General features: G+C 69.7%; 16 protein-coding genes. 10 read left to right on the forward strand and 6 right to left on the reverse strand.

The window, feature by feature from the left end:
- Positions 1 to 3 precede the first annotated feature (3 nt).
- Both J3S89_RS06760 and J3S89_RS06765 read left to right on the forward strand, forming a co-directional pair.
- A complete protein-coding gene (locus tag J3S89_RS06760; protein WP_217926702.1) occupies positions 4 to 1,083 on the forward strand; it encodes a hydrogenase large subunit in 1,080 nt (359 codons plus the stop codon).
- 286 nt (positions 1,084 to 1,369) lie between these two features.
- On the forward strand, positions 1,370 to 2,584 hold the full coding sequence (locus tag J3S89_RS06765) for a multidrug effflux MFS transporter (RefSeq protein WP_217926703.1): 1,215 nt from the start codon (positions 1,370 to 1,372) through the stop codon (positions 2,582 to 2,584).
- Positions 2,585 to 2,643: 59 nt separating this feature from the next.
- Here the strand turns inward: J3S89_RS06765 and J3S89_RS06770 are convergent, their stop codons facing one another.
- The 5 genes from J3S89_RS06770 to J3S89_RS06790 all read right to left on the reverse strand — a co-directional run bounded on the left by J3S89_RS06770 (position 2,644) and on the right by J3S89_RS06790 (position 8,437).
- Positions 2,644 to 4,341 (reverse strand): thiamine pyrophosphate-binding protein, encoded by a 1,698-nt coding sequence (locus J3S89_RS06770; RefSeq protein ID WP_217926704.1) that lies wholly within the window; start codon positions 4,339 to 4,341, stop codon positions 2,644 to 2,646.
- A gap of 242 nt (positions 4,342 to 4,583) precedes the next feature.
- Positions 4,584 to 5,525 (reverse strand): hypothetical protein, encoded by a 942-nt coding sequence (locus J3S89_RS06775; protein ID WP_217926705.1) that lies wholly within the window; start codon positions 5,523 to 5,525, stop codon positions 4,584 to 4,586.
- Positions 5,526 to 5,530: 5 nt separating this feature from the next.
- Positions 5,531 to 6,841, reverse strand: a complete 1,311-nt coding sequence (locus tag J3S89_RS06780; RefSeq protein ID WP_217926706.1) for a TRAP transporter large permease — start codon at positions 6,839 to 6,841, stop codon at positions 5,531 to 5,533.
- A gap of 3 nt (positions 6,842 to 6,844) precedes the next feature.
- Entirely contained in the window at positions 6,845 to 7,378 is a 534-nt protein-coding gene (locus J3S89_RS06785; protein ID WP_217926707.1) for a TRAP transporter small permease, read from the reverse strand.
- A gap of 84 nt (positions 7,379 to 7,462) precedes the next feature.
- Entirely contained in the window at positions 7,463 to 8,437 is a 975-nt protein-coding gene (locus J3S89_RS06790) for a TRAP transporter substrate-binding protein (protein WP_217926708.1), read from the reverse strand.
- Between the two features lie 326 nt (positions 8,438 to 8,763).
- On the opposite strand from J3S89_RS06790, the gene J3S89_RS06795 reads away from it, so the two are divergent.
- From J3S89_RS06795 to gyrB, 6 genes are all read left to right on the forward strand, one after another.
- Positions 8,764 to 10,038 carry an NAD(P)/FAD-dependent oxidoreductase gene (locus J3S89_RS06795; protein ID WP_217926709.1) on the forward strand — a complete coding sequence of 425 codons (1,275 nt, stop codon included), beginning with the start codon at positions 8,764 to 8,766 and terminating at the stop codon, positions 10,036 to 10,038.
- Positions 10,038 to 10,778, forward strand: coding sequence for an aspartate/glutamate racemase family protein (locus J3S89_RS06800; RefSeq protein ID WP_217926710.1), 741 nt, complete (start codon positions 10,038 to 10,040; stop codon positions 10,776 to 10,778). Before J3S89_RS06795 ends, J3S89_RS06800 begins: the two co-directional genes overlap by 1 nt.
- A 20-nt stretch (positions 10,779 to 10,798) precedes the next feature.
- Positions 10,799 to 11,488: a GntR family transcriptional regulator gene (locus J3S89_RS06805; protein WP_217926711.1), complete on the forward strand. Its 690-nt coding sequence runs from the start codon at positions 10,799 to 10,801 to the stop codon at positions 11,486 to 11,488.
- Positions 11,489 to 11,505: 17 nt separating this feature from the next.
- A complete protein-coding gene (locus tag J3S89_RS06810; protein ID WP_217926712.1) occupies positions 11,506 to 15,144 on the forward strand; it encodes a hydantoinase B/oxoprolinase family protein in 3,639 nt (1,212 codons plus the stop codon).
- A 78-nt stretch (positions 15,145 to 15,222) separates the two neighbouring features.
- Positions 15,223 to 15,840 (forward strand): LysE family translocator, encoded by a 618-nt coding sequence (locus J3S89_RS06815; RefSeq protein ID WP_217926713.1) that lies wholly within the window; start codon positions 15,223 to 15,225, stop codon positions 15,838 to 15,840.
- Positions 15,841 to 16,022: 182 nt separating this feature from the next.
- Complete coding sequence (gyrB, locus tag J3S89_RS06820) at positions 16,023 to 18,461, forward strand: DNA topoisomerase (ATP-hydrolyzing) subunit B (protein ID WP_217926714.1); 2,439 nt, start codon at positions 16,023 to 16,025, stop codon at positions 18,459 to 18,461.
- A 76-nt stretch (positions 18,462 to 18,537) separates the two neighbouring features.
- Here the strand turns inward: gyrB and J3S89_RS06825 are convergent, their stop codons facing one another.
- Positions 18,538 to 19,368: a sugar phosphate isomerase/epimerase family protein gene (locus J3S89_RS06825; protein WP_217926715.1), complete on the reverse strand. Its 831-nt coding sequence runs from the start codon at positions 19,366 to 19,368 to the stop codon at positions 18,538 to 18,540.
- A 239-nt stretch (positions 19,369 to 19,607) separates the two neighbouring features.
- Between J3S89_RS06825 and phnC the strand changes: the two genes are divergently transcribed.
- Entirely contained in the window at positions 19,608 to 20,435 is an 828-nt protein-coding gene (gene phnC, locus J3S89_RS06830) for a phosphonate ABC transporter ATP-binding protein (RefSeq protein WP_217926716.1), read from the forward strand.
- Positions 20,436 to 20,498: 63 nt separating this feature from the next.
- Entirely contained in the window at positions 20,499 to 21,413 is a 915-nt protein-coding gene (gene phnD, locus J3S89_RS06835) for a phosphonate ABC transporter substrate-binding protein (RefSeq protein WP_217926717.1), read from the forward strand.
- The last annotated feature ends 76 nt before the right edge of the window (positions 21,414 to 21,489 follow it).

Below are 21,489 nucleotides of genomic sequence, written 5' to 3' on the forward strand. Positions count from 1 at the left end.
GCCATGGCCTTCACCATTCCCGTCGGTCCCTACCATCCCGCCCTCGAGGAGCCGTTCAAGGTCAGCGCGACCTGCGACGGCGAGATCATGCGTTCCGCCGAGATCCAGGTCGGCTTCTCCTTCCGCGGCATCGAGCTGCTCGCCCAGAAGCGCAACTGGACCGAGGCGATCACCCTGGTCGAGCGGGTCTGCGGCATCTGCTCCAACACCCACGCCATGACCTTCTGCATGGCGGCCGAGAAGATCGCCGGCATCACCGTGCCGAAGCGGGCGCAATACGTCCGCACCATCGTCGCCGAACTCGAACGCCTCCATTCCCACCTCCTGTGGGCCGGCGTCGGCGCCGAGGACATCGGCTTCCACTCGCTGTTCATGGAGGTCTATCAGGCCCGCGAGAAGGTCATGGACCTGCTCGAGGCGATCACCGGCAACCGCGTCAACTACGGCATGAACCGCATCGGCGGCATCAATCGCGACATCCCCGACCCGGCGATCCATCGCGGCGCCCTCGATGCGCTGAAGGGCGCGCTGACCGACGTCGTCGTCCCCGCCTTCACCCAGAACCCGACCGCCCGCGCCCGCCTGATCGGCATCGGCCCGCTCTCCCGCGAACAGGCGATCGAATGGGCCGTGGTCGGCCCGGTGGCGCGGGCCTCCGGTGTCGACATGGACGTCCGTCGCGACGAGCCCTATCTCGTCTACGACGAACTCGACTTCCGCCCGTCGCTGCGCAACGACTGCGACGTCTTCGCCCGCGTCGTCGTCCGCGTCGAGGAGATGCTGGAGAGCATCCGCCTGATCGAGGCGGCGCTCGAGAAGATGCCGGCGGGACCGATCGCCGCGACCGAGGGCTGGGCCGAGATCCCGCCCGGCGAGACCACGGTGCGCATCGAGGCGCCGCGCGGCGAGGTGCTCTATCACGTCGTCTCCGACGGCGGCGAGACCCCCGCCCGCGTCAAGATCCGCACACCCTCCTTCGTCAACATCCCGGCGATCGAGGCGATGGTGCCGGGCCAGCAGCTCGCCGACCTCGCCATCATCCAGGCCTCGGTCGATCCCTGCATCTCCTGCACCGATCGCTGATATCGAGTTCACGACGTTTCGATCTCTTCGAAACGTCGTGAACGAAGGCGAGCCCGACCGGGTGTCGGCCGGTCAGGCCGTGGCGCTCAAGAAGTTCGGACGAGTCCGAATTTCATGAGCCGAGTATGAGAGTGATCCGTGGACGGCCGGCGCCCTCGCCCCGCGCCCCGTCGCGAAGCGCCCGCCCGCGCATGCGCCCCATGCGTGGACGGGCGTTGACCCCGAGGGCGCTCCGGGGTCCATGGTCCGACCGCTCGGCCTTCCGGCCCGCGCCTCGGAGACCGCCATGGAACGCCCCGCCCCGGCCGCGAAGCCGTCGATCTCGCGCCTGCGCCTCGCTCTGGTGCTGGGCTCGCTCGCCGCCTTCGGCCCCTTCTCGATCGACATGTATCTGTCGGGCTTTCCCGCCATCGCGACCGATCTCGGCACCGATGTCGGCTCGGTCCAGTTCACCCTGTCGATCTTCTTCTTCGGCATGGCCGCCGGGCAGTTGATCTATGGGCCCCTCGCCGACCGGCTCGGCCGCCGTGGCCCCCTTCTCTTCGGCGCGGCGCTCTTCACGCTTTCGTCGGCGCTGATCGCCTTCGCCCCCGACGTCGCCACCATGACGGTGCTGCGCCTCGCCCAGGCGCTCGGCGGCTGCGCCGGCATGATCATCGGCCGCGCCGTGGTCCGCGATCTCTTCGATCTGAAGGACGCCGCCTCCTTCATCACCCAGTTGATGCTGGTGCAGGGCCTCGCCCCGGTGATCGCGCCTCTGCTCGGCGCCTGGATCCTGACCGCCTTCGGCTGGCGCGCGGTCTTCGTCGTGCTGGCGGTGATGGGCGCCGGATCGTTCCTCGCCGTCCGCTTCGGCCTGCCCGAGACGCTGCCGGCCGAGCATCGCCGCCGCGAGCCGATCGCCGATCTCGGCCGGGTCTTCGTCGATCTCTTGCGCAATCGCGCCTTCCTGGCGCCGACGCTGGCCGTCGCCACCGCCTTCTCGGCCCTCTTCTCCTATCTGAGTGCCTCGCCGCACGTGTTGATGACCGTCCACGGCGTCTCGCAACAGACCTACGGCTGGCTGTTCGGCCTCACTGCCTCGGGCATGATCGTCGTCGCCCAGGCGAACCGCGTGTTCCTGCGCCTCGCCACGCCGAAGACGGTGTTTCGCCTCACCATCGCCGTCGCCTTCGCCGAGGCGCTCTGGCTGAACCTCGTCGCCGACACGAGCTCGCTGGTGGTCTTCATGATCCCGTTGGCGCTCGGCCTGACCCTGATCCCGCTGATCGGCGCCAACGGCACCGCGCTCGCCATGGCGGCGAGCGGCCGCCACGCCGGATCCGCTTCCTCGATCCTCGGCGCCCTGCAATTCGGCCTCGGCACCGCCGTCAGCGCCGCGCTCGGCCTCTTCCACGACGCCACCGCCCGGCCGCTGACGCTGGCGATCCTCGCCGCCACCGGCCTCGCCGCCGTTGTGATGACCCTCGACGCTCTCGCCGAACGCCCGCGGCCCCGGTGACATGCTCGGAGTGACCCTCGGACCCGACGGGAATCACCGGCCGGAATCCGGGCCTCCCGTCACCCCATCCACTGGCTGACCGGCGCCGCCGCGTCCTGCAGCGGCTGGCTGATCACGTCGATCACCACCGGCCCGTCGTGGGCGATCGCCGCGCGCAGGGTCTCGCCCAGCGCCGCCGGATCCTCGACCCGGTGGGCGGTGACCCCATAGGCCCGCGCGATCGCGGCATGATCGGTGCGGGTGAAGTCGACCGAGAAATAGCGCGCGTCGTAGCCCGCCTTCTGGCTCGCCTTGATCCAGCCGAACACCGCGTTGGAGACGACGATCATCACGATCGGCACCTTCAGCCGGGCGATCGTCTCGAGTTCGCCGACGGTGAAGCCGAAGCTGCCGTCGCCCATGATCGCCACCACCTTGGCCTCGGGACGGCCGATCGCCGCCCCCGTCGCCGCCGACATCGACCAGCCGAGCGCGCCGTGGGCACGGTTGGTGAGGAAGTGCCGGCCGGCGCGCGGCAGTTCGAAATAGGCCGAGACATAGGGACACGGCGTGCCCGGATCGGCGACCACGATCGCATCCGCCGGCAGCGCGGCGCGCAACTCGCGGATCAGGCGCTCCGGCCGGATCGGCCGTTCGTCGCCGTCGGCGATCGCGTGGAACGCCGACCACTTCGCCTCCTTCGCGAGGGCGACCGAGGCGCGCCCCTCCCCGGAGCGCTCGCCGCGCCCCTTCAGCCGATCCGCGACCGCGACCCCGAGCGCCTCGAGCCCGAGCCGGGCGTCGCCGACCAGCGCCACGTCGGTGCGGTAGTTGACCGCGATCACGGCGGGGTCGACGTCGAGATGGACGACGATCGCTCCCGGCCCGGGATGGCGCCAATGTTCCGTCGAGGTCGAGCCGGCCCGGCAGCCGACGATCACCACCAGATCGGCCGCGTCGATCACCGCGCGCGTGGCGAGCACGCCGCCGTTGGAGCCGACCACGCCGGCGGCGAGCGGATGGGTCTCCGCGATCGCGCCCTTGCCCGAGACGGTGGTCGCCACCGGCGCGTCGAGCGCCTCCGCCAACGCGGCGAGCGCATCCATGGCCCCGGCCGCGAGCACGCCGCCGCCGACCAGGAACACCGGCCGCCGCGCCGCGACCATCAACGCCGCCGCCCGTTCCACCTCGTCCGGCGCCGGCACCGAGCGCCAGGCCGGCCAGGTCCCGTGTTCGGGCTGGCCCCAGATCTCCGCCTCCGGCACCGCTCCGGTCTGGACGTCGAAGGGAAGGCCGATGTGCGCCGAGCCCGGCTTGCCCGTGGTCATCGCGCGAAACGCCGCCCTGAGCGCCTTGGGCACGTCGGCGGAGCGATCGAGCACCGTGTTCCACTTGGTCAGCGGCCGATAGAGGCTCTGCTGGTCGAGCTCGGTCAGCGGGAAGCGACCGCGCGAGGCGACCGACACGTCCGAGGTGATGCCGAGGATCGGCACCGAGGATTCGTTCGCCTCGACGATGCCCGGCAGGAGATAGGTCGCGCCACCGCCGCTCGGCCCCTCGCACACGCCGACCTTGCCGGTGACCCGGGCGTAACCATCGGCCATGTAGGCGGCGGAACGCTCGTCGCGGGTGAGCACGTGGCGGATGCCGCGCCCGTCGCGATACATCGCGTCGTAGAGCGGCAGACTGGTGTCGCCGCACAGACCGAAGACGGTGCGAACCCCGTGGAGTTCGAGCATCCGCAACAGCGCTTCGGCCCCGCTCGCCTCGTTGCTCATGATGTGCCCCTCGCCCTTCGTCGGTTGTTATTCAGACCTGTATTCAGGCTAGGACGCGCCGCCGCCGCTGTCAACGAGGCCGGCGGAAACCCGTCCTCGACGACACGGTCGCTCGAAGAGAGCTTTCGAAAGGAACGCGTCTTCCCTTCTCCCCATGCGGGAAAAGGTGCCCGAAGGGCGGACGAGGGGTTCGCCGGGCGTCCACGCCCGGCGCGGCCGGCATCGCCGAACGGCCCACGCCCTCAGCCGTCGCTCTCCTGCCCCGCCCAGCGGTGAAACCCGGCGAGAAGCAGCGGCGTCAGATACATCGGCAGCTGATAGCAACCGACGAACAACATGATCGGATCGGTCACCGCCGCCGGCAGCGCGGTCAGGAGCAGCACGAAGTTGCGGTTGCCGGTGGCGATGCCGATCGCCGGGGCGGCACTCCGCCGGCCGAGCCGGCGACAGACCAGCCCACCGGCGATCTGGAAGCCGAAATTGGCGAGGAAGGCGGCGACCGCGCTCGCGCCCGCCGCCCGAGGATCGACCCGGATCGCCGTCCCGACCGCCTCCATCAGGCCGATCACCAGAACCGTCATCACCAGCGCCGACGCGCCGTCGATCGCCGCCACCCGCTCGCGCGTCGGATGGGGCGCGACGAAGGCGCGGATCGAGAAGCCGACCACCGCCGCCACCGCGATCAGACCGGCGAGCCGGAGCGCCGCCGGCACCACCGCGAGTGGATCGCCGAGCGCGCCGGAGGCGAGGAACACCGGCACCACGGTGAGCGGCAGGAGACCCGTCGCCACCACCAGCAGGCGGAGCGCCGGCGCCGGATCGCCGCCGACGAGAATGGTGAGATTGGGCACGCCGGCGACCGGCGCCGTCGCCGTCATGATCACCAGCGCCAGGGCGAGCGGCCCGGAGAGCCCGAACCCGTGCTCGATCCCGATCACCACGAGCGGCATCCCCACCTGCAGGATCGCCACCACCAGGAGGGTCCGAGCGAGGGCGTCGAACGCGCCCCAGGCGGCGCGCACGCCGATGCGATAGGCCGAGAAGGCGAGCAGGATCGCCACCAGCCAGCCGATGTGCGGCCGGATCGCCCCTGCCGCCGCCGGCGAGGCGAGACCGATCACCAGCCCCGCCACCAGCACCAGCCGGCCGTGACGGGCGATCGCTCCGAGCGCGGACCCGATCACGCCGATCAACCCGGCGCCAGGGTCAGATGATCGGGCAGCCAGGTCGCGAGATCCGGCACCAGGATCATCACGAAGACCATGGCGACCATGATCAGGAACATCGGGAAGGCGGCCTTGGCGACGAAGCCCATCTGATGGCCGGTCATACCCTGCATGACGAAGAGGTTGAACCCGACCGGCGGAGTGATCTGCGCCATCTCGACGACGAGCACGATGAAGACGCCGAACCAGATCACGTCGATACCGACCGAGCGGATCATCGGCTCGATGATCGAGATCGTCAGCACCACCGAGGAGATCCCGTCGAGGAAGCAGCCGAGGACGATGTAGAAGACCAGCAGCGCCATCAGCAGCTGGAACTTGCTGAGGCCGAGCGAGCCGATCCATTCCGCGAGCAGGCGCGGCAGGCCGGTGAAGCCCATCGCCATCGACAGGAAGGCGGCGCCGCACAGAATGAGCGCGATCATCGCCGAGGTCCGCGTCGCCCCCATCAGGCTGGCGAGGAAGGACTTGGCGTCGAGCGAGCCCTGGAGGGCGGCGAGCGTCAGGGACCCGAGCACACCGATCGCCGCCGCCTCCGTCGCCGTGGCGAGACCGGCGTACATCGACCCGATCACCGCGATGATCAGCAGGATCACCGGCACGAGGAAGCGCGAGGCCGCGACCTTCTCGGCGAAGGAGATCTTCGGCTCCGGCGTCGGCGCGTAGTCCTTCGCGAGCTTCGCCCAGATCACCAGATAGGCCATGAACATCGCCGCCAGGACGAGGCCCGGCAGAATGCCGGCCATGAACAGCTTGGTGATCGATTCGTTGATGGTGACGCCGTAGACGATCAGCGTCAGCGACGGCGGGATCATCAGCCCCAGCGTCGCCGCGCCGGCGAGCGTGCCGATCACCATGCGCTCGGGATAGCCGCGCTTCTTCAGCTCCGGCACGGTCATCTTGCCGACCGTGGTCAGCGTCGCCGCCGAGGAGCCGGAGACCGCCGCGAAGATGGTGCAGCCGACGATGTTGGTGTGGAGGAGCCCGCCCGGCAGCCGCGCCATCCACGGCGCCAGCCCCTTGAACATGTCCTCCGACAGCCGCGTCCGGAACAGGATCTCGCCCATCCAGATGAAGAGCGGCAAGGCGGTGAGCGACCACGACGAGGCCGACGACCACATCGCGGTGATCATCGCGTCGCCGACCGGCCGCGCCGTGAAGAGCGCCATCCCGACGAAGGCGACGCCGACCAGCGCCAACCCGACCCACACCCCCGTGCCGAGCAGGAAGAACAGGACGACGAGGAACAGTCCGGCGAATTCGACCTGTTCCATGCCTCACTCCAGCGGGATCTGGTCGGAGGTCTCGGCCCGCACGCCGTGACGGCCGGTGGCGACGAGACGCACCCAATTGTCGAGGAAGGCGAGCGCCAGCAGGATCGCCCCGGCCGCCATCGCGGTCTGCGGGATCCACAGGGGCGTCGCGTCGAGCCCCTGGCTGAGATCGCCGAGCTTGCGCGACCACCACACCGTCTTGCAGGCGTACCAGGCGATGTAGGTCGCGATCACCGAACCGACGCCGAAGGCCCAGATCTCCGCCCAGCGCCCGCCGCGACGCCCGAGCAGCGAATGCAGCATGGTCACGCGGATGTGGTAGCCGTGGTTGAGCGCCGCCGCGAAGGCGAGGAACGACGAGGCCGCCATCAGATAGCCGGCATAGTCGGTCGAGCCGCGCAGCGACTGCCCCGACCAGCGGGCGATCATCTGCGCGACGATGATCGCGAAGACCCCGAACAACGACAGCGCCGCGAGCGCCGCCGCCGTCTTGTAGAGTCCGTCGAGGACGAAACGAAACACCCGGGCGATCGCCATCCGGTGCCTTTCACGCAAACGAGACGACGGGACCCGCGCGGAGCGAGAGACGCCCCGCCCGCGCGATGCCCGATCGCGTCGCGATCACTTCGAATAAGCGTCGACGATCGCCTTGCCGGCGGCGCCGGCCTTGGCTTCCCATTCGCCGGTCATGGTCTTGCCGTAGCCGTCGAGCTCGCTCTTGAGCTGGGCGCCGGGGGCGGAGACCGTCATCTTGTTGGCGGCGAGGGCGTCGATGTACTTCTGCGTCAGCGCCTTGGCCTGGGCGAGGCCGGAGGCCGCCGCCGTGTCGCCGCAGGTCTTCACCGCCGCCTTCTCGCTCGCGGAGAGCTTGTCGAAGGAATCCTTGTTGGCGAAGATCACGTTGCGCGGCAGCCACGCGTCGACGGTGTAGAAGTGGGTCATGTATTCCCACGCCTTGACGTCGAAGCCGGTCGAACCCGACGAGATGAAGCTGTCGGCGACGCCGGTCGCCAGCGCCTGGGAGAGGTCGGCCGCCTCGATCTGCACCGGGATCATGCCCGAGAGCTCGGCGATGCGCGCCGTCGCGACCGAATAGGAGCGGAACTTCACGCCCTTCAGATCGGCGACCGAATTGACCGCCTTCTTGGTGTAGAGCCCCTGCGGCGGCCACGGCACGGCATAGACGTAGACGAGGTTCTGGCTGGCGAGCAGCTTCTCCAGCTCCGGCAGCGCCGCCTTCCAGAGCTTCTCGGACGCCTCGAAGCTCGACGCCAGGAAGGGGATGGAATCGACACCGAAGAGCGGGTTCTCGTTGGCATGCGCCGAGATCAGGCGCTCGCCGATCGGCGCCTGTCCGGTCTGGACCGCGCGCTTGATGTCGTTGCCCTTGAAGAGGGCGCCGTTGGGGTGGACGGTGATGTCGAACTTGCCCGCGGTCGCGCCCTTGACGCAGGCGGCGAAGGCGACCGCCGTCTCGGTGTGGTAGTTCGACGCCGGATAGGCGGTCGGCATGTCCCACCCCTCGGCGCGCGCGGCGCCCGCCGCCAGGACCTGAGCCGCGGCCACCACCGCGAAACCGACCGTCGATGCCTTCATCACGACCACTCCTTCGAAACCAGGGGACGTCTCATGCGGGCGCGTTCGATCTCGCGCCGAAGGCTGCCCGCGTCGAATGCTTCGTTTCACCGCGATTTCGAGAAAAAGACTTTCCCGATCGGCTGTATACCGATCATGATGCAAATGGACCGACCGTCAAGACGAATTATCGCTCTCCCCTGCCTCGATCCTGCGCAAGGCCTGGGCACGCCTCTTCTCGCCGCACGCGGCATCCCCGATCCGCCCGCGGCGGGGATTGCATCGCCGCGAGAATGGATGTCATCTGATGGGAATGCAGGTCTGAATACGAAGTGGAGAACGCCGTCATGGCGGAACGGGTCGTCGTCGTCGGAGCCGGAGCGGTGGGCGCCGCGATCGCCCTCGAGGCGCAGGCGCGCGGCCTCGCGGTCACGCTGGTGGAGCCCGGCCCGCCCGGCGGCGATCAGGCCGCGAGTTTCGGCAACGCCGCCTGGATCTCGCTGCAGTCGGTGATCCCGCCGTCCGAACCCGGCGTCTGGAAGAAGATCCCCGGCTATCTCCTCGACCCGCTCGGTCCCCTGGCGATCCGCCCGCTGCACATGCCCGGCATCGCGCCCTGGCTCCTGCGCTACATGGCCGCCGGCTGGACGCCGGCGCGGATCGCCGCGATCGCCCGCATCCTGCGCCCGCTCCTCGCCGAGGCGCCCGACCTCCACCGCGCCCTGGCGCGGGACGCCGGCGTCCCCGAACTGATCGCCGGGGGCGGCCTGATGCACGTCTGGAAGGATCGCGCCGGCTTCGAGGCCGAGGCGACCACCTGGGGCGTGCGCCGCGCCGTCGGCATCGAATGGGACGAAGTCGAAGGTGAGGCCCTGCGCGCCCTCCAGCCCGATCTTTCGCCCGACTATCGCTTCGCCGTCCGGGTCGGCGACAGCGCCCATTGCCGCGATCCCGGCGGCTACGTCGCCGCCCTCGTCGCCCACGCCGAACGGCGCGGCGCCGGTGTGGTGAAGGCCCGCGCCGTCGACTTCACCTTCTCCGGCGGACGCTTGACCGGCGTCGTCACCGAGGCCGGCACCATCCCGGCCGAACGCGCGGTGATCGCCGCCGGCATCCGCTCCACCGATCTCGCCGTCCGGCTCGGCCTGCGCGTGCCGATGGAGAGCGAGCGCGGCTATCACGTTCAGTTCGAGGGGCTCGACCTCGGCCCGGTCCCGCCGGTGATGATCCAGGACCGCAAGGTCGCGATCACCCGCCTCGCCACCGGCCTGCGCGTCGCCGGTCAGGTCGAGCTCGCCGGCGTCGACGCGCGCGCGAACTGGCGCCGCGCCGAGGTCCTGAAGACCCATCTCCTCGCCGTCTTCCCCGGCCTCGCCGAGGCGATCCGCTCCGCCCGCGCCGTGCCCTGGCTCGGCCATCGCCCGAGCACCCCGGACGGGCGCCCGGTGATCGGCCGCTCGCCCCACCCCGACGTGCTCGTCGCCTATGGCCACGGCCACATCGGTCTCGCCAGCGCTCCGAGGACCGGCCGCATCGTCGCCGATCTCCTCGTCGGACGCGCGCCGGAGATCGCGCTCGACGGCTTCTCGCCCGCCCGCTTCGACGGTTTCGGAGGCATCTGATGACCACCCCCGCACCCGTCGGCCCGATCGCCCGCGGCGGCAAGGCGCTCTACGGCGCCCCCCTCGGCATCCTCATGCTCGAGGCGCGCTTTCCGCGCATCTTCGGCGACATGGGCAATGCCGCGACCTGGCCCTTCCCGGTGCTCTACCGGGTGGTGCGCGGCGCGAGCCCGGAGAAGGTGGTGCTGAAGGGCGCGGCCGGCCTCTTGCCCGATTTCGTCGAGGCGGCGCGCGATCTCGTCTCGCTCGGCGCCGAGGCGATCACCACCAATTGCGGCTTCCTCGCCCTGTTCCAGAAGGAGCTGGCCGAAGCCGTCGGCGTTCCGGTCGCCACCTCCTCGCTCATGCAGATCCCCTGGGTCCAGGCGACCCTGCCGCCGGGCAGGCGCGTCGGCGTCGTCACCGTCTCGGCGGCGACCCTGACGCCCGCCCATCTCGAGGCCGTCGGCGTGCCGCTCGACACGCCGGTCGCCGGCACCGAGGGCGGCTGCGAGTTCTTCCGCGTGCTCATCACCGCCGAGAAGGACGACATGGACGTCGGTCTGGCCGAAGCCGACATTCTCGCCGCCGGGCGCGATCTCGTCGCCCGCCACCCGGAGGTCGGCGCGATCGTGCTCGAATGCACCAACATGCCACCCTATGCGGCGGCGCTGGCCGCCGAGCTGGGCCTTCCCGTCTACGACGTCTATTCGATGATCACCTGGTTTCACGCAGGACTGCGGCCGCGCGTGTTCCGATGAACCGGCCTCGGGAGGGGACGATGGACGAGACACCCGACAGCATCGTCGACCGCGTCTACGAAGAGCTCAAGGCGATGACCGTCGCCTACGGCTTCCGCCCCGGCGAGCGCATCAACGAGGGCCGCATCGCCACCCGGCTCGGGGTCTCGCGCACGCCGCTGCGCGAGGCGCTCAACCGCCTGAAGACGGAAGGGTTCCTGCGCTTCACCCCCGGCAAGGGCTTCTTCTGCCGCGAGCTCGACCCGCGCGAGATCTTCCAGCTCTACGAACTGCGCAAGGCGCTCGAACTCGCCGCCGTCCCGCTCGCCGTCGCCCGCGCCCGCGACGAGGAGATCGCCGATCTCGCCGCCTTTCTCGACGCCACCGGCCCGGAGGACGGCGACCGCAGCATGGCCGAACTGACCGATCTCGACGAGACGTTCCACCATCGCCTGATCGCGCTCGCCCGCAACGACGAGATGGCCCGCGTCCTCGACAACGTCAACGCCCGCATCCGCTTCGTGCGCTGGATCGACATGGGCGCCGGCGGCCGCCCGGCGACGCAGGGCGAACACCGCGCCGTGGTCGCCGCGCTCGCCGCCCGCGACGCCGCCGCCGCCATCGCCGTGCTCGAGACCCACATCGATCGCCGGCTCGACCAGATCACCGCCGCGATCCGCGAAGGCCTCGCCCAGATCTATCTGCAACCCCATCTCGACGCCGCCCCGTGAGACGATCCGAGGACGCCATGACCGAGCCGACGACACCGACCGCCTGGGATTTCTGGATCGACCGCGGCGGCACCTTCACCGACGTGATCGGCCGTGCCCCCGATCGTACCCTCCACGCCCGCAAGGTGCTGTCGGAAAATCCCGGCGCCTATGCCGACGCCGCCACCCACGGCATTCGCCTGATCCTCGGCCTCGAGGCCGGCGCCCCGATCCCGGCCGGCCTCGTCCGCGAGGTGCGCATGGGCACCACCGTCGCCACCAACGCGCTGCTCGAGCGCAAGGGCGAGCGCCTGGCGCTGGTCACCACGCGCGGCTTCCGCGACGCCCTGGCGATCGGCTACCAGGAACGCAAGAAGATCTTCGCCACCGAGATCGTCAAACCCGAGGCGCTCTACGAGACCGTCGTCGAGATCGACGAGCGGGTGCTCGCCGACGGCACGCTCGAGACCGCCCTCGACGAGACCGCCACCCGCGCCGCCCTCGAGCGTCTCCGCGCCGAGGGCTACGACGCGATCGCCATCGTCTTCCTCCACGCCTGGCGCTTCGACGCCCACGAGAAGACCGCCGCGCGGATCGCCCGCGAGATCGGCTTTTCCCAGGTCTCGGTCTCGCACGAGGTCTCGCCGCTGATCAAACTGGTCGGGCGTGGCGACACCACCGTGGTCGACGCCTATCTCTCGCCGGTGCTCGCGGCCTACGTCGCCCGCGTCGCCGCCGACCTCGACGCCGAGCGCGCCGGGGTCCGGCTGATGTTCATGATGTCCTCCGGCGGCCTCACCGCCGCCGACCTCTTCCAGGGCAAGGACGCGATCCTCTCCGGTCCCGCCGGCGGCGTGGTGGGTCTCGCCGCGACCGGCGCCTCGGCCGGCTTCGAGCGCGTCATCGGCTTCGACATGGGCGGCACCTCCACCGACGTCGCCCATTTCGACGGCGAATACGAACGCGCCTTCGAGACGGAAGTCGCCGGCGTCCGCGTCCGCGCGCCGATGATGCGGATCCACACCGTCGCCGCCGGCGGTGGCTCGATCCTCCATTTCGACGGCGAGCGCTTCCGCGTCGGCCCCGATTCCGCCGGCGCCGATCCCGGCCCCGCCTGCTATCGACGCGGCGGGCCGCTCGCCGTCACCGACGCCAACGTCATGGTCGGCAAGCTCTCGCCGGAGTTCTTCCCCGCGATCTTCGGCCCTGCCCAGAACCAGCCCCTCGACGTCGAGGTGGTCACCCGGAAATTCACCGCGATGGCCGAGGCGATCGGCGACGGGCGCACCGCCGCCGACGTCGCCGACGGTTTCATCCGCATCGCCGTCGCCAACATGGTCGAGGCGATCAAGAAGATCTCGGTCCAGCGCGGCCACGACGTCACCCGCTACGCGCTCAACTGTTTCGGCGGCGCCGGCGGCCAGCACGCCTGCCTCGTCGCCGACGCGCTCGGCATGACCTCGATCCTGATCCACCCCCTCTCGGGCCTGCTCTCCGCCTACGGCATGGGCCTCGCCGACATCCGCTCGACCCGGCAGAAGACCCTGTCGATCCCGCTCGACGCCGCCGCGCCCACGGCGGTGACGGCGCTCGCCGAGGCGCTGCGCCGCGACGCCCTCGCCGACCTCCTCGGCCAGGGCATCCCCGAGGCGGCGATCGAGACCCGCGTCCGCGCCCATCTCCGCCTCGCCGGCACCGACACGACCATCGCCGTCGACACCCGCGTCCCCGGCCCCGACGATCCCGCGCGCCTGCGCGAGGCCTTCGAGAGCGCCCATCGCCGCCGCTTCGGCTTCGTCGCCGAGGGCCGCGACGTGGTGGTGGAATCGGTCGAGGTCGAAGTGATCGGTGGCGGCGCCGGGTCGACCGAGCCGAGCTTCGCGACCGAACCCGCCGCCGAGGCCGAGGCCGCCCGCCGCACCACCTTCCACTCCGGCGGCCGCGCCCACGACGCCCGCGTGGTGATGCGCGCCGCACTCCGTCCCGGTCTCGTCGTCACCGGCCCGGCGATCGTCGTCGAGCCCAACCAGACCATCGTCGTCGAACCCGGCTGGCGCGCCGAGGCGACCGCCCGCGACCACGTCGTCCTGACCCGCGTCACGCCGCTCGAACGCCGCGAGGCGGTCGGAACCGCCGCCGATCCGGTCATGCTGGAGATCTTCAACAATCTCTTCATGTCGATCGCCGAGCAGATGGGCGTGACGCTCCAGAACACCGCCTCCTCGGTCAACATCAAGGAACGGCTCGACTTCTCCTGCGCCATCTTCGACGCGAGCGGCAATCTCGTCGCCAACGCGCCGCACATGCCGGTCCACCTCGGTTCGATGGACGCCTCGGTCGCCACCGTCATCCGCGAGACCGCCGAGATCCGGCCCGGCGACGTCTTCCTCCTGAACGCCCCCTACAACGGCGGCACCCACCTGCCCGATCTCACCGTCTGCACCCCCGTCTTCGACGAGGCCGGCGCGGCGATCCGCTTCTGGGTGGCGAGCCGAGGCCATCACGCCGACGTCGGCGGCGTCTCGCCCGGCTCTATGTCGCCCGAGGCGACCACCATCGAGGAGGAGGGCGTCTATATCGACGACTTCCTGCTGGTCGATCGCGGCCGCTTCCGCGAGGCGGAACTCGAGGCCCTCTTCACCGGCGCCACCTGGCCGGCGCGCAACGTTCCCCAGAACGTCGCCGACCTGAAGGCCCAGGTCGCCGCCAACGAGAAGGGCGTGATCGAGCTCGCCCGCATGATCGACATGTTCGGCGTCGACGTGGTCGAGGCCTACATGGGCCACGTCCAGGACAACGCGGCCGAGAGCGTGCGCCGCGCCCTCGACCGCCTCGCCGACGGCGCCTTCGTCCACGAGATGGACCAGGGCTGCCGCATCGCCGTCAAGGTGACGGTCGACCGCGCCGCCCGCGAGGTCACCGTCGACTTCACCGGCACCTCGCCGCAGCGGCCCGACAACTTCAACGCCCCCGCCCCGGTCACCCGCGCCGCCGTGCTCTACGCCTTCCGCGTGCTGGTCGATCAGGACATCCCGATGAACGCCGGCTGCCTCAGACCCATCCACATCGTCGTGCCCGAAGGCACGATGCTGTCGCCGCAATGGCCGGCGGCGGTGGTCGCCGGCAACGTCGAGGTGAGCCAAGTGGTCACCGACTGCCTCTTCGCCGCCCTCGGCGCCATGGGCTCGGCGCAAGGAACGATGAACAACCTGACCTTCGGCAACGCGCGCCACCAATATTACGAGACCATCGCCTCCGGCGCGCCGGCCGGACCGGGCTGGAACGGCGCCCCCGCCGTCCAGACCCACATGACCAATTCGCGCCTGACCGATCCGGAAATCCTCGAGACCCGCTTCCCGGTGATCCTCGAGGATTTCCACATTCGCCGAGGCTCGGGCGGACGCGGTCGCTGGTCGGCCGGCGACGGAACCTCGCGCACGCTGCGCGCCCGCGAGCGGCTCGACTTCGCGATCCTCTCCGGCCATCGTCGGGTCCCGCCCTTCGGCCTGCGCGGCGGCGAGCCAGGCAGCCTCGGCATCAACCGGGTCCGCCGCAACGACGGCTCGATCGAGACGCTCCCCGGCGCCGCCCACACCGTCCTCGAGGCGGGCGAGGCCTTCACCGTGATCACCCCGACCGGCGGCGGCTGGGGCCGGCCCGACGACCCACCCGCGTGAGGCGCGGGGCCGCGCCTCGCCGCCCTTGCCAAAACCGTCCGCTCCGAGCAGGATCCCGCTCCCATTCCGGAGCGTCCCATGGAACCGACCACCCTTCTCGCCTTCACCGTCGCCCTCACCATCGCCGCGATGGTGCCGGGACCGGGGATGACGGCGCTCGTCGCCCGCGCGCTGGCGGTCGGCTTCTGGGGCACCGTGCCGATGATCTTCGGCATGATCGCCGGCGATCTGGTGTTCCTCAGCTGTGCCGCCCTCGGCATGGCAGCCCTCGCCGCGACCTTCGCCACCGTCTTCACCGTGGTGAAGTTCGCCGGCGCCGCCTATCTCCTGTGGCTCGGTTGGCAGCTCTGGACCGCGCCGGCCCACACGGACGCCGTTGCCGCCACACGTGCGCCGTCGCACTCGCCCGGACGGGTCTTCCTCGGCGGACTGACGCTGACGCTCGGCAATCCCAAGACGATCATCTTCTACATGGCGCTGCTGCCGACCGTGGTCGACCTCACCTCGCTCACCCCTCTCGGCTTCGTCGAGCTGGTGGCGATCGTCTTCGTCGACCTCACCGTGGTCGGCGCGGCCTATGCCGCCCTCGCCGCCCGCGCCCGCGACTTCTTCCGCGACGCCTCCGCCCGTCGCATCCTCGACCGCACCGCCGGCGCGATGATGGCCGGGGCCGCGGTCGCCGTCGCCACCCGCTGAGATCGCCCACGGCGGAAGATGCGCCGAATCGCCCGCCCGCCACGCCGCCGACGCGAATTCGCCCACATCTCATGTCTTTGTATTTCAATCGGTTTCGATCGCCGCTTCGGCGCGTTTGAACCCGGCGTGACGACCCTGTATGAAGACGGCGCGAAACGTCGACCGAAAGTGACCCCGAACCCATGAGCGACATCCACGACGACGGCCGGTCGAAGACCGGCGCGGACGAATACGGCGCCGACAGCATCAAGGTGCTGAAGGGCCTGGATGCGGTGCGCAAGCGCCCGGGCATGTACATCGGCGACACCGACGACGGCTCGGGTCTGCACCACATGGTCTACGAGGTGGTCGACAACGCCATCGACGAGACGCTCGCCGGCTGGGCGACCGAAGTCTACGTCTGCCTCAACGGCGACGGTTCGGTGACGGTGCGCGACGACGGCCGCGGCATCCCCACCGCCATCCACACCGAGGAAGGCGTCTCGGCGGCACAGGTCATCATGACCCAGCTCCATGCCGGCGGTAAGTTCGACCAGAATTCCTACAAGGTCTCCGGCGGCCTGCACGGCGTCGGCGTCTCGGTGGTCAACGCGCTCTCGGTGACCCTCGACCTGCGCATCTGGCGCGAGGACAAGGAACACTTCATGCGCTTCCGCCACGGCGTCCCCGACGAGGACCTCGTCGTGGTCGGCCCGGCGCCCGGACGGCGCGGCACCGAGGTGACCTTCACCCCGAGCGCCGAGACCTTCACCCACATCGAGTTCGATTTCGCCACGCTCGAGCATCGCCTGCGCGAGCTCGCCTTCCTCAACTCCGGCGTCAACATCACCCTCGAGGATCGTCGCGGCGTCGAGGCGCGCGTCGAGAAGCTGCATTACGAGGGCGGCCTGATCGAGTTCGTGCGCTATCTCGACCGCGCCAAGAAGCCGGTCCTGCCCGCGCCGCTCTACATGAAGTCGGAGCGCGACGGGATCACGGTGGAATGCGCGCTGTGGTGGAACGACAGCTACCACGAGCAGACGCTCTGCTTCACCAACAACATCCCTCAGCGCGACGGCGGCACCCATCTCGCCGGCTTCCGCGCCGCCCTGACCCGTCAGGTCACCGGCTATGCGGACTCCTCCGGCCTGATGAAGAAGGAGAAGGTGTCGCTCTCCGGCGAGGACTGCCGCGAGGGCCTCACCTGCGTCCTCTCGGTCAAGGTGCCCGATCCGAAGTTCTCGTCGCAGACCAAGGACAAGCTGGTCTCCTCGGAGGTCCGACCCGTGGTCGAGAACCTGATCAACGAGGCGCTCTCCACCTGGTTCGAGGAGAACCCGACCGAGGCCCGCACCGTGGTCGGCAAGGTGATCGAGGCCGCCGCCGCCCGCGACGCCGCCCGCCGCGCCCGCGAACTGACCCGCCGCAAGGGCGTCCTCGACGTCGCCTCGCTGCCCGGCAAGCTCGCCGACTGCGCCGAGAAGGATCCCGCCAAGTCGGAACTCTTCATCGTCGAGGGTGACTCGGCCGGTGGTTCCGCCAAGCAGGGCCGCAACCGCGAGACCCAGGCGGTGTTGCCGCTGCGCGGCAAGATCCTCAACGTCGAACGCGCCCGTTTCGACAAGATGCTGTCGTCGGAGATGATCGGCACGTTGATCACCGCCCTCGGCACCGGCATCGGCGCCGACGAGTTCAACGTCGACAAGATCCGCTATCACAAGATCATCATCATGACCGACGCCGACGTCGACGGCGCGCATATCCGCACGCTTCTGTTGACGTTCTTCTATCGGCAGATGCCGCAGCTGATCGAGCGCGGCTATCTCTACATCGCCCAGCCACCGCTCTACAAGGTGACGCGCGGCAAGTCGGAACAGTACCTCAAGGACCAGAAGACCTTCGAGGACTATCTGATCGATCAGGGCCTCGACGAGACCCGTCTGGTGCTGGCCAACGGCGAGGAACTCGCCGGTCTCGACCTGCGCGCCCTGGTCGAGGAGGCCCGCCAGATCCGCATCCTCGTCGACAATCTCCACCATCGCTACACGCCGACCGTGATCGAACAGGCCGCCATCTGCGGCGCCCTCTCCAAGACCCTGCTCGACGAACCCGAGCGGGCCGCGGCCGCCGCGCAGGCGCTGGCCGCCCGTCTGAACGTGCTCGCCGACGCCTATGAACAGGGCTGGGTCGGCTCGCTCGGCGAGGACGGCGGCATCGTCGTCGCCCGTACCCTGCGCGGCGTGCTCGAGACCCGCACCCTCGACGCCGGCCTGATCGCCTCGCTCGACGCCCGCAAGCTCGACGCCCATTCGCCGCGCCTCAACGAGATCTTCTCGTCGTCCGCCCATCTGCGCCGCAAGGACACGACCACCATCGTCCACGGCCCCGGCGAACTGCTCGACGCGATCTTCGCGCAGGGCCGCAAGGGCATCGCCATGCAGCGCTACAAGGGCCTCGGCGAGATGAACCCCGAGCAGTTGTGGGAGACCACCCTCGACCCCAACATCCGCTCGCTGCTCCAGGTGAAGGTGCGCGAGGCTGACGACGCCGACGGCATCTTCAACCGCCTGATGGGCGACGAGGTCGAGCCGCGCCGCGACTTCATCACCGAGAACGCGCTCACCGCGAATCTCGACGCCTGACGGCGACGATCGTTTGCGACGAAGAGGGCGGCCGATCCTCCGATCGGCCGCCCTCTTCGTTTCGGTGCCCCGTCGCTCACTCGGCCAGTCCGAGCCCGACCAGATGGTCGACGCCCTTCATCAGGTTCGCCTGATCCTTGACCTCGACCAGAAGACGCGGCGTGTCGCACCAGTCGGCGAAGGCCTTGAACACCGACGGCCAGCGGATCGTCCCCTCGCCCGGCAGCCAATGACGATCGGCATGGCCGTCGGCGTCCTGGACGTGGACATGGGCGAGCATCTCGCCCGCCGCGCGGACGTAATAGTCGACCGGCGGCGCGCCGGTGGAATGATGGGCGTAATGGGCGTGGCCGACGTCGATCGACACCCGCACCGCCGCGCTGTCGAAGGATCGCGCCAGCGCGACCCGATCATGCGGATCCTTGTCCTCGATGTTCTCGATCACCAGGACGCAGCCGATCTCTTCCGCCCGCGTCACCACCGGAGCGAGGGTCGCGTGAGCGCGCTCGACGATGCCCTCGCGGCCGCGCCTGTTGTAGTCGAGATTGTTGGCGTCCCAGGTCGTGTAGGGCGAATGGATCACCATCTGCGTCGCCCCGATCGCCTCGACCGCGTCGAGCCCCTGCATCAGCCGCCGGGTCACCACCGCGCGGACGTCGGGATCCTCGCTGTCGATGGAGAAGCCCCAGAACGGTCCGTGGATGCCGAGCCGGCCGGTGTAGCCGTCGAGCACCCGCCGCGTCCGCGCCGCCCGATCGCGCCAGTCGCCGTCGAGCACCGAGGCCTCGAAGAATTCCTGGAGCTCCAAGTCGCGCTGACGCTCGAACAGCCAGTCGCGATGCCGTTCGACCATGTCGAGCGAGAGCGCCGCGCCGATGAGCGGCAGCGGGCGGGAGGGAAGAGTCATGGGCGCGGAACCTTTCCGGAGAGAGCGTCGAAGCCTCTCCCTTCCCTCTTTTCCGTCTCGAGACGATGACGCGCCGCGCCGAGAGCGACGGCCCTCGCCGCCGCGATCACGGCCTTCGCGGCATCGTCATAAAACCGTAGCCCCCGCCCGCTAAGCCCTCGTCATCGACTTCTTCCCTCGGACCCGTCGGCGCGAGCCGATGACCCGGGCACGTGACGCGTGCCCGGCAGGAGACGGCCATGCTCACGATCGAGCGCCTGACCCGCCGCTTCGGTGACTTCGTCGCCGTCGACGGCGTCGACCTCGAGATCCCCACCGGCCAGATGGTCGGTGTCATCGGCCGTTCCGGCGCCGGCAAATCGACCCTGCTGCGCATGATCGACCGCCTGATCGAACCGAGCGCCGGCTCGATCCGTTTCGAGGGCCGCGACGTCACCGCGCTGAAGGGCGCGTCGCTGCGTCATTGGCGCCGCGACTGCGCCATGGTGTTCCAACAGTTCGCCCTGGTCGACCGCCTCGACGTGCTCACCAACGTGATGATGGGCCGGCTCGACCACATGCCGGAATGGCGCTCGCTGATGAAACTGTGGTCGGGCGACGACAAGGCGATCGCACTGTCCGCGCTCGAGCTCTTCGACATCGGCGACCTCGCCGCCAATCGCGCAGGCAGCCTCTCCGGCGGCCAGCAGCAGCGCGTGGCGATCGCCCGCGCCCTGGTGCAGGAGCCGCGCGTGATTCTCGCCGACGAACCGATCGCCTCGCTCGATCCGCGCAACACCCGCCTCGTCATGGACGCGCTGCTTCGGGTGAACCGCGATTTCGGCATCACCGTCCTGACCAATCTTCACTCGATCGATCTCGCCAAACGCTACTGCGACCGGCTGATCGGCATGAAGGCGGGCCGCGTCGTCTTCGACGGCACGCCCCGCGACCTCACCGACGCCGCGGTGCGCGAACTCTACGGGCTCGAGGCCGCCGACGTCGTCGAGATCCCGGCGGCCGGCGACCCCACGCCCGACCAGATCAAGGCGGCCTGGGACGCCGCCCATGCCCGCGAGCCGGTCTGAGGACGCCATCCAGACATCCGGGCGGCCGGGCGGCCGCCGGACCATCCCAAGAGGAGCACTCCCATGTTCGACCGTCGTTCCGTCCTCGGCCTGATGGCCGGCGCCGCCGCCTTCTCCATCCCCGGCGCCCGCGCCGCCGACGACTGGAAGGCCAAGTATCCCGAGCTGATCTTCGGCAAGATCCCGGACGAGAACGCCTCCGGCGTCACCGACCGCTATCAGCCTCTGATGGACTTCCTCTCCAAGGAACTGGGCGTGAAGGTCACGCTCCGCATCGCCCAGGACTATGCGGCGGTCATCGAGGGCCAGCGCGCCGGTCAGATCCACATCGGCTATTACGGCCCGGCTTCCTATGCCCGCGCCACCATGGTCGGCGCCAAGATCGAGCCCGTCGCCATCGAGGTGAACTCGGACGGCACCAAGGGCTACTACTCCGTCTTCTACGTGAAGAAGGACAGCCCCTATCAGAAGATCGAGGACCTCAAGGGCAAGAACCTCGGCCTCGTCGATCCGAACTCGACCTCCGGCTTCAACGTGCCGCGCTACTCGCTCGACAAGATGGGCATCAACCCGGAGGAGTTCTTCGCCAAGGTGGTCAACACCGGCAGCCATGAGAACGCGATCATCGCGCTCCAGCAGGGCACCGTCGACGTCGCCGCCAACTGGTGGAACGACGAGAACGAGTCGAACCTGATGCGCATGCAGCGCAAGAACATGGCGAAGTACGACGACTTCCGCATCATCTTCAAGTCCGAGCAGATCGTGAACTCGCCGATCGCCATGCTCTCCGACATGCCGGCCGACGCCAAGAAGGCGATCGCCGCCGCGATCCTCGCCTTCCCGGTCAAGGAGCCGGAAGCCTTCAAGAAGCAGACCGACGGCAAGCAGCTGCCCTGGCAGCCGATCACCCACGAGGCCTATCTGCCGATCGTGGCGCTGAACAAGTTCGTCGACAACCTGCGCAAGAAGAAGAGCTGATCCCGACCCGTCCGACGGTCCGCCGCCTCGCGCGGACCGTCGGGCGCCCCTTCGCGGACCCGCGCCCCTCGGCGCG

The organism is Pinisolibacter aquiterrae (assembly GCF_019160155.1).
GTDB lineage: Bacteria > Pseudomonadota > Alphaproteobacteria > Rhizobiales > Ancalomicrobiaceae > Pinisolibacter > Pinisolibacter aquiterrae.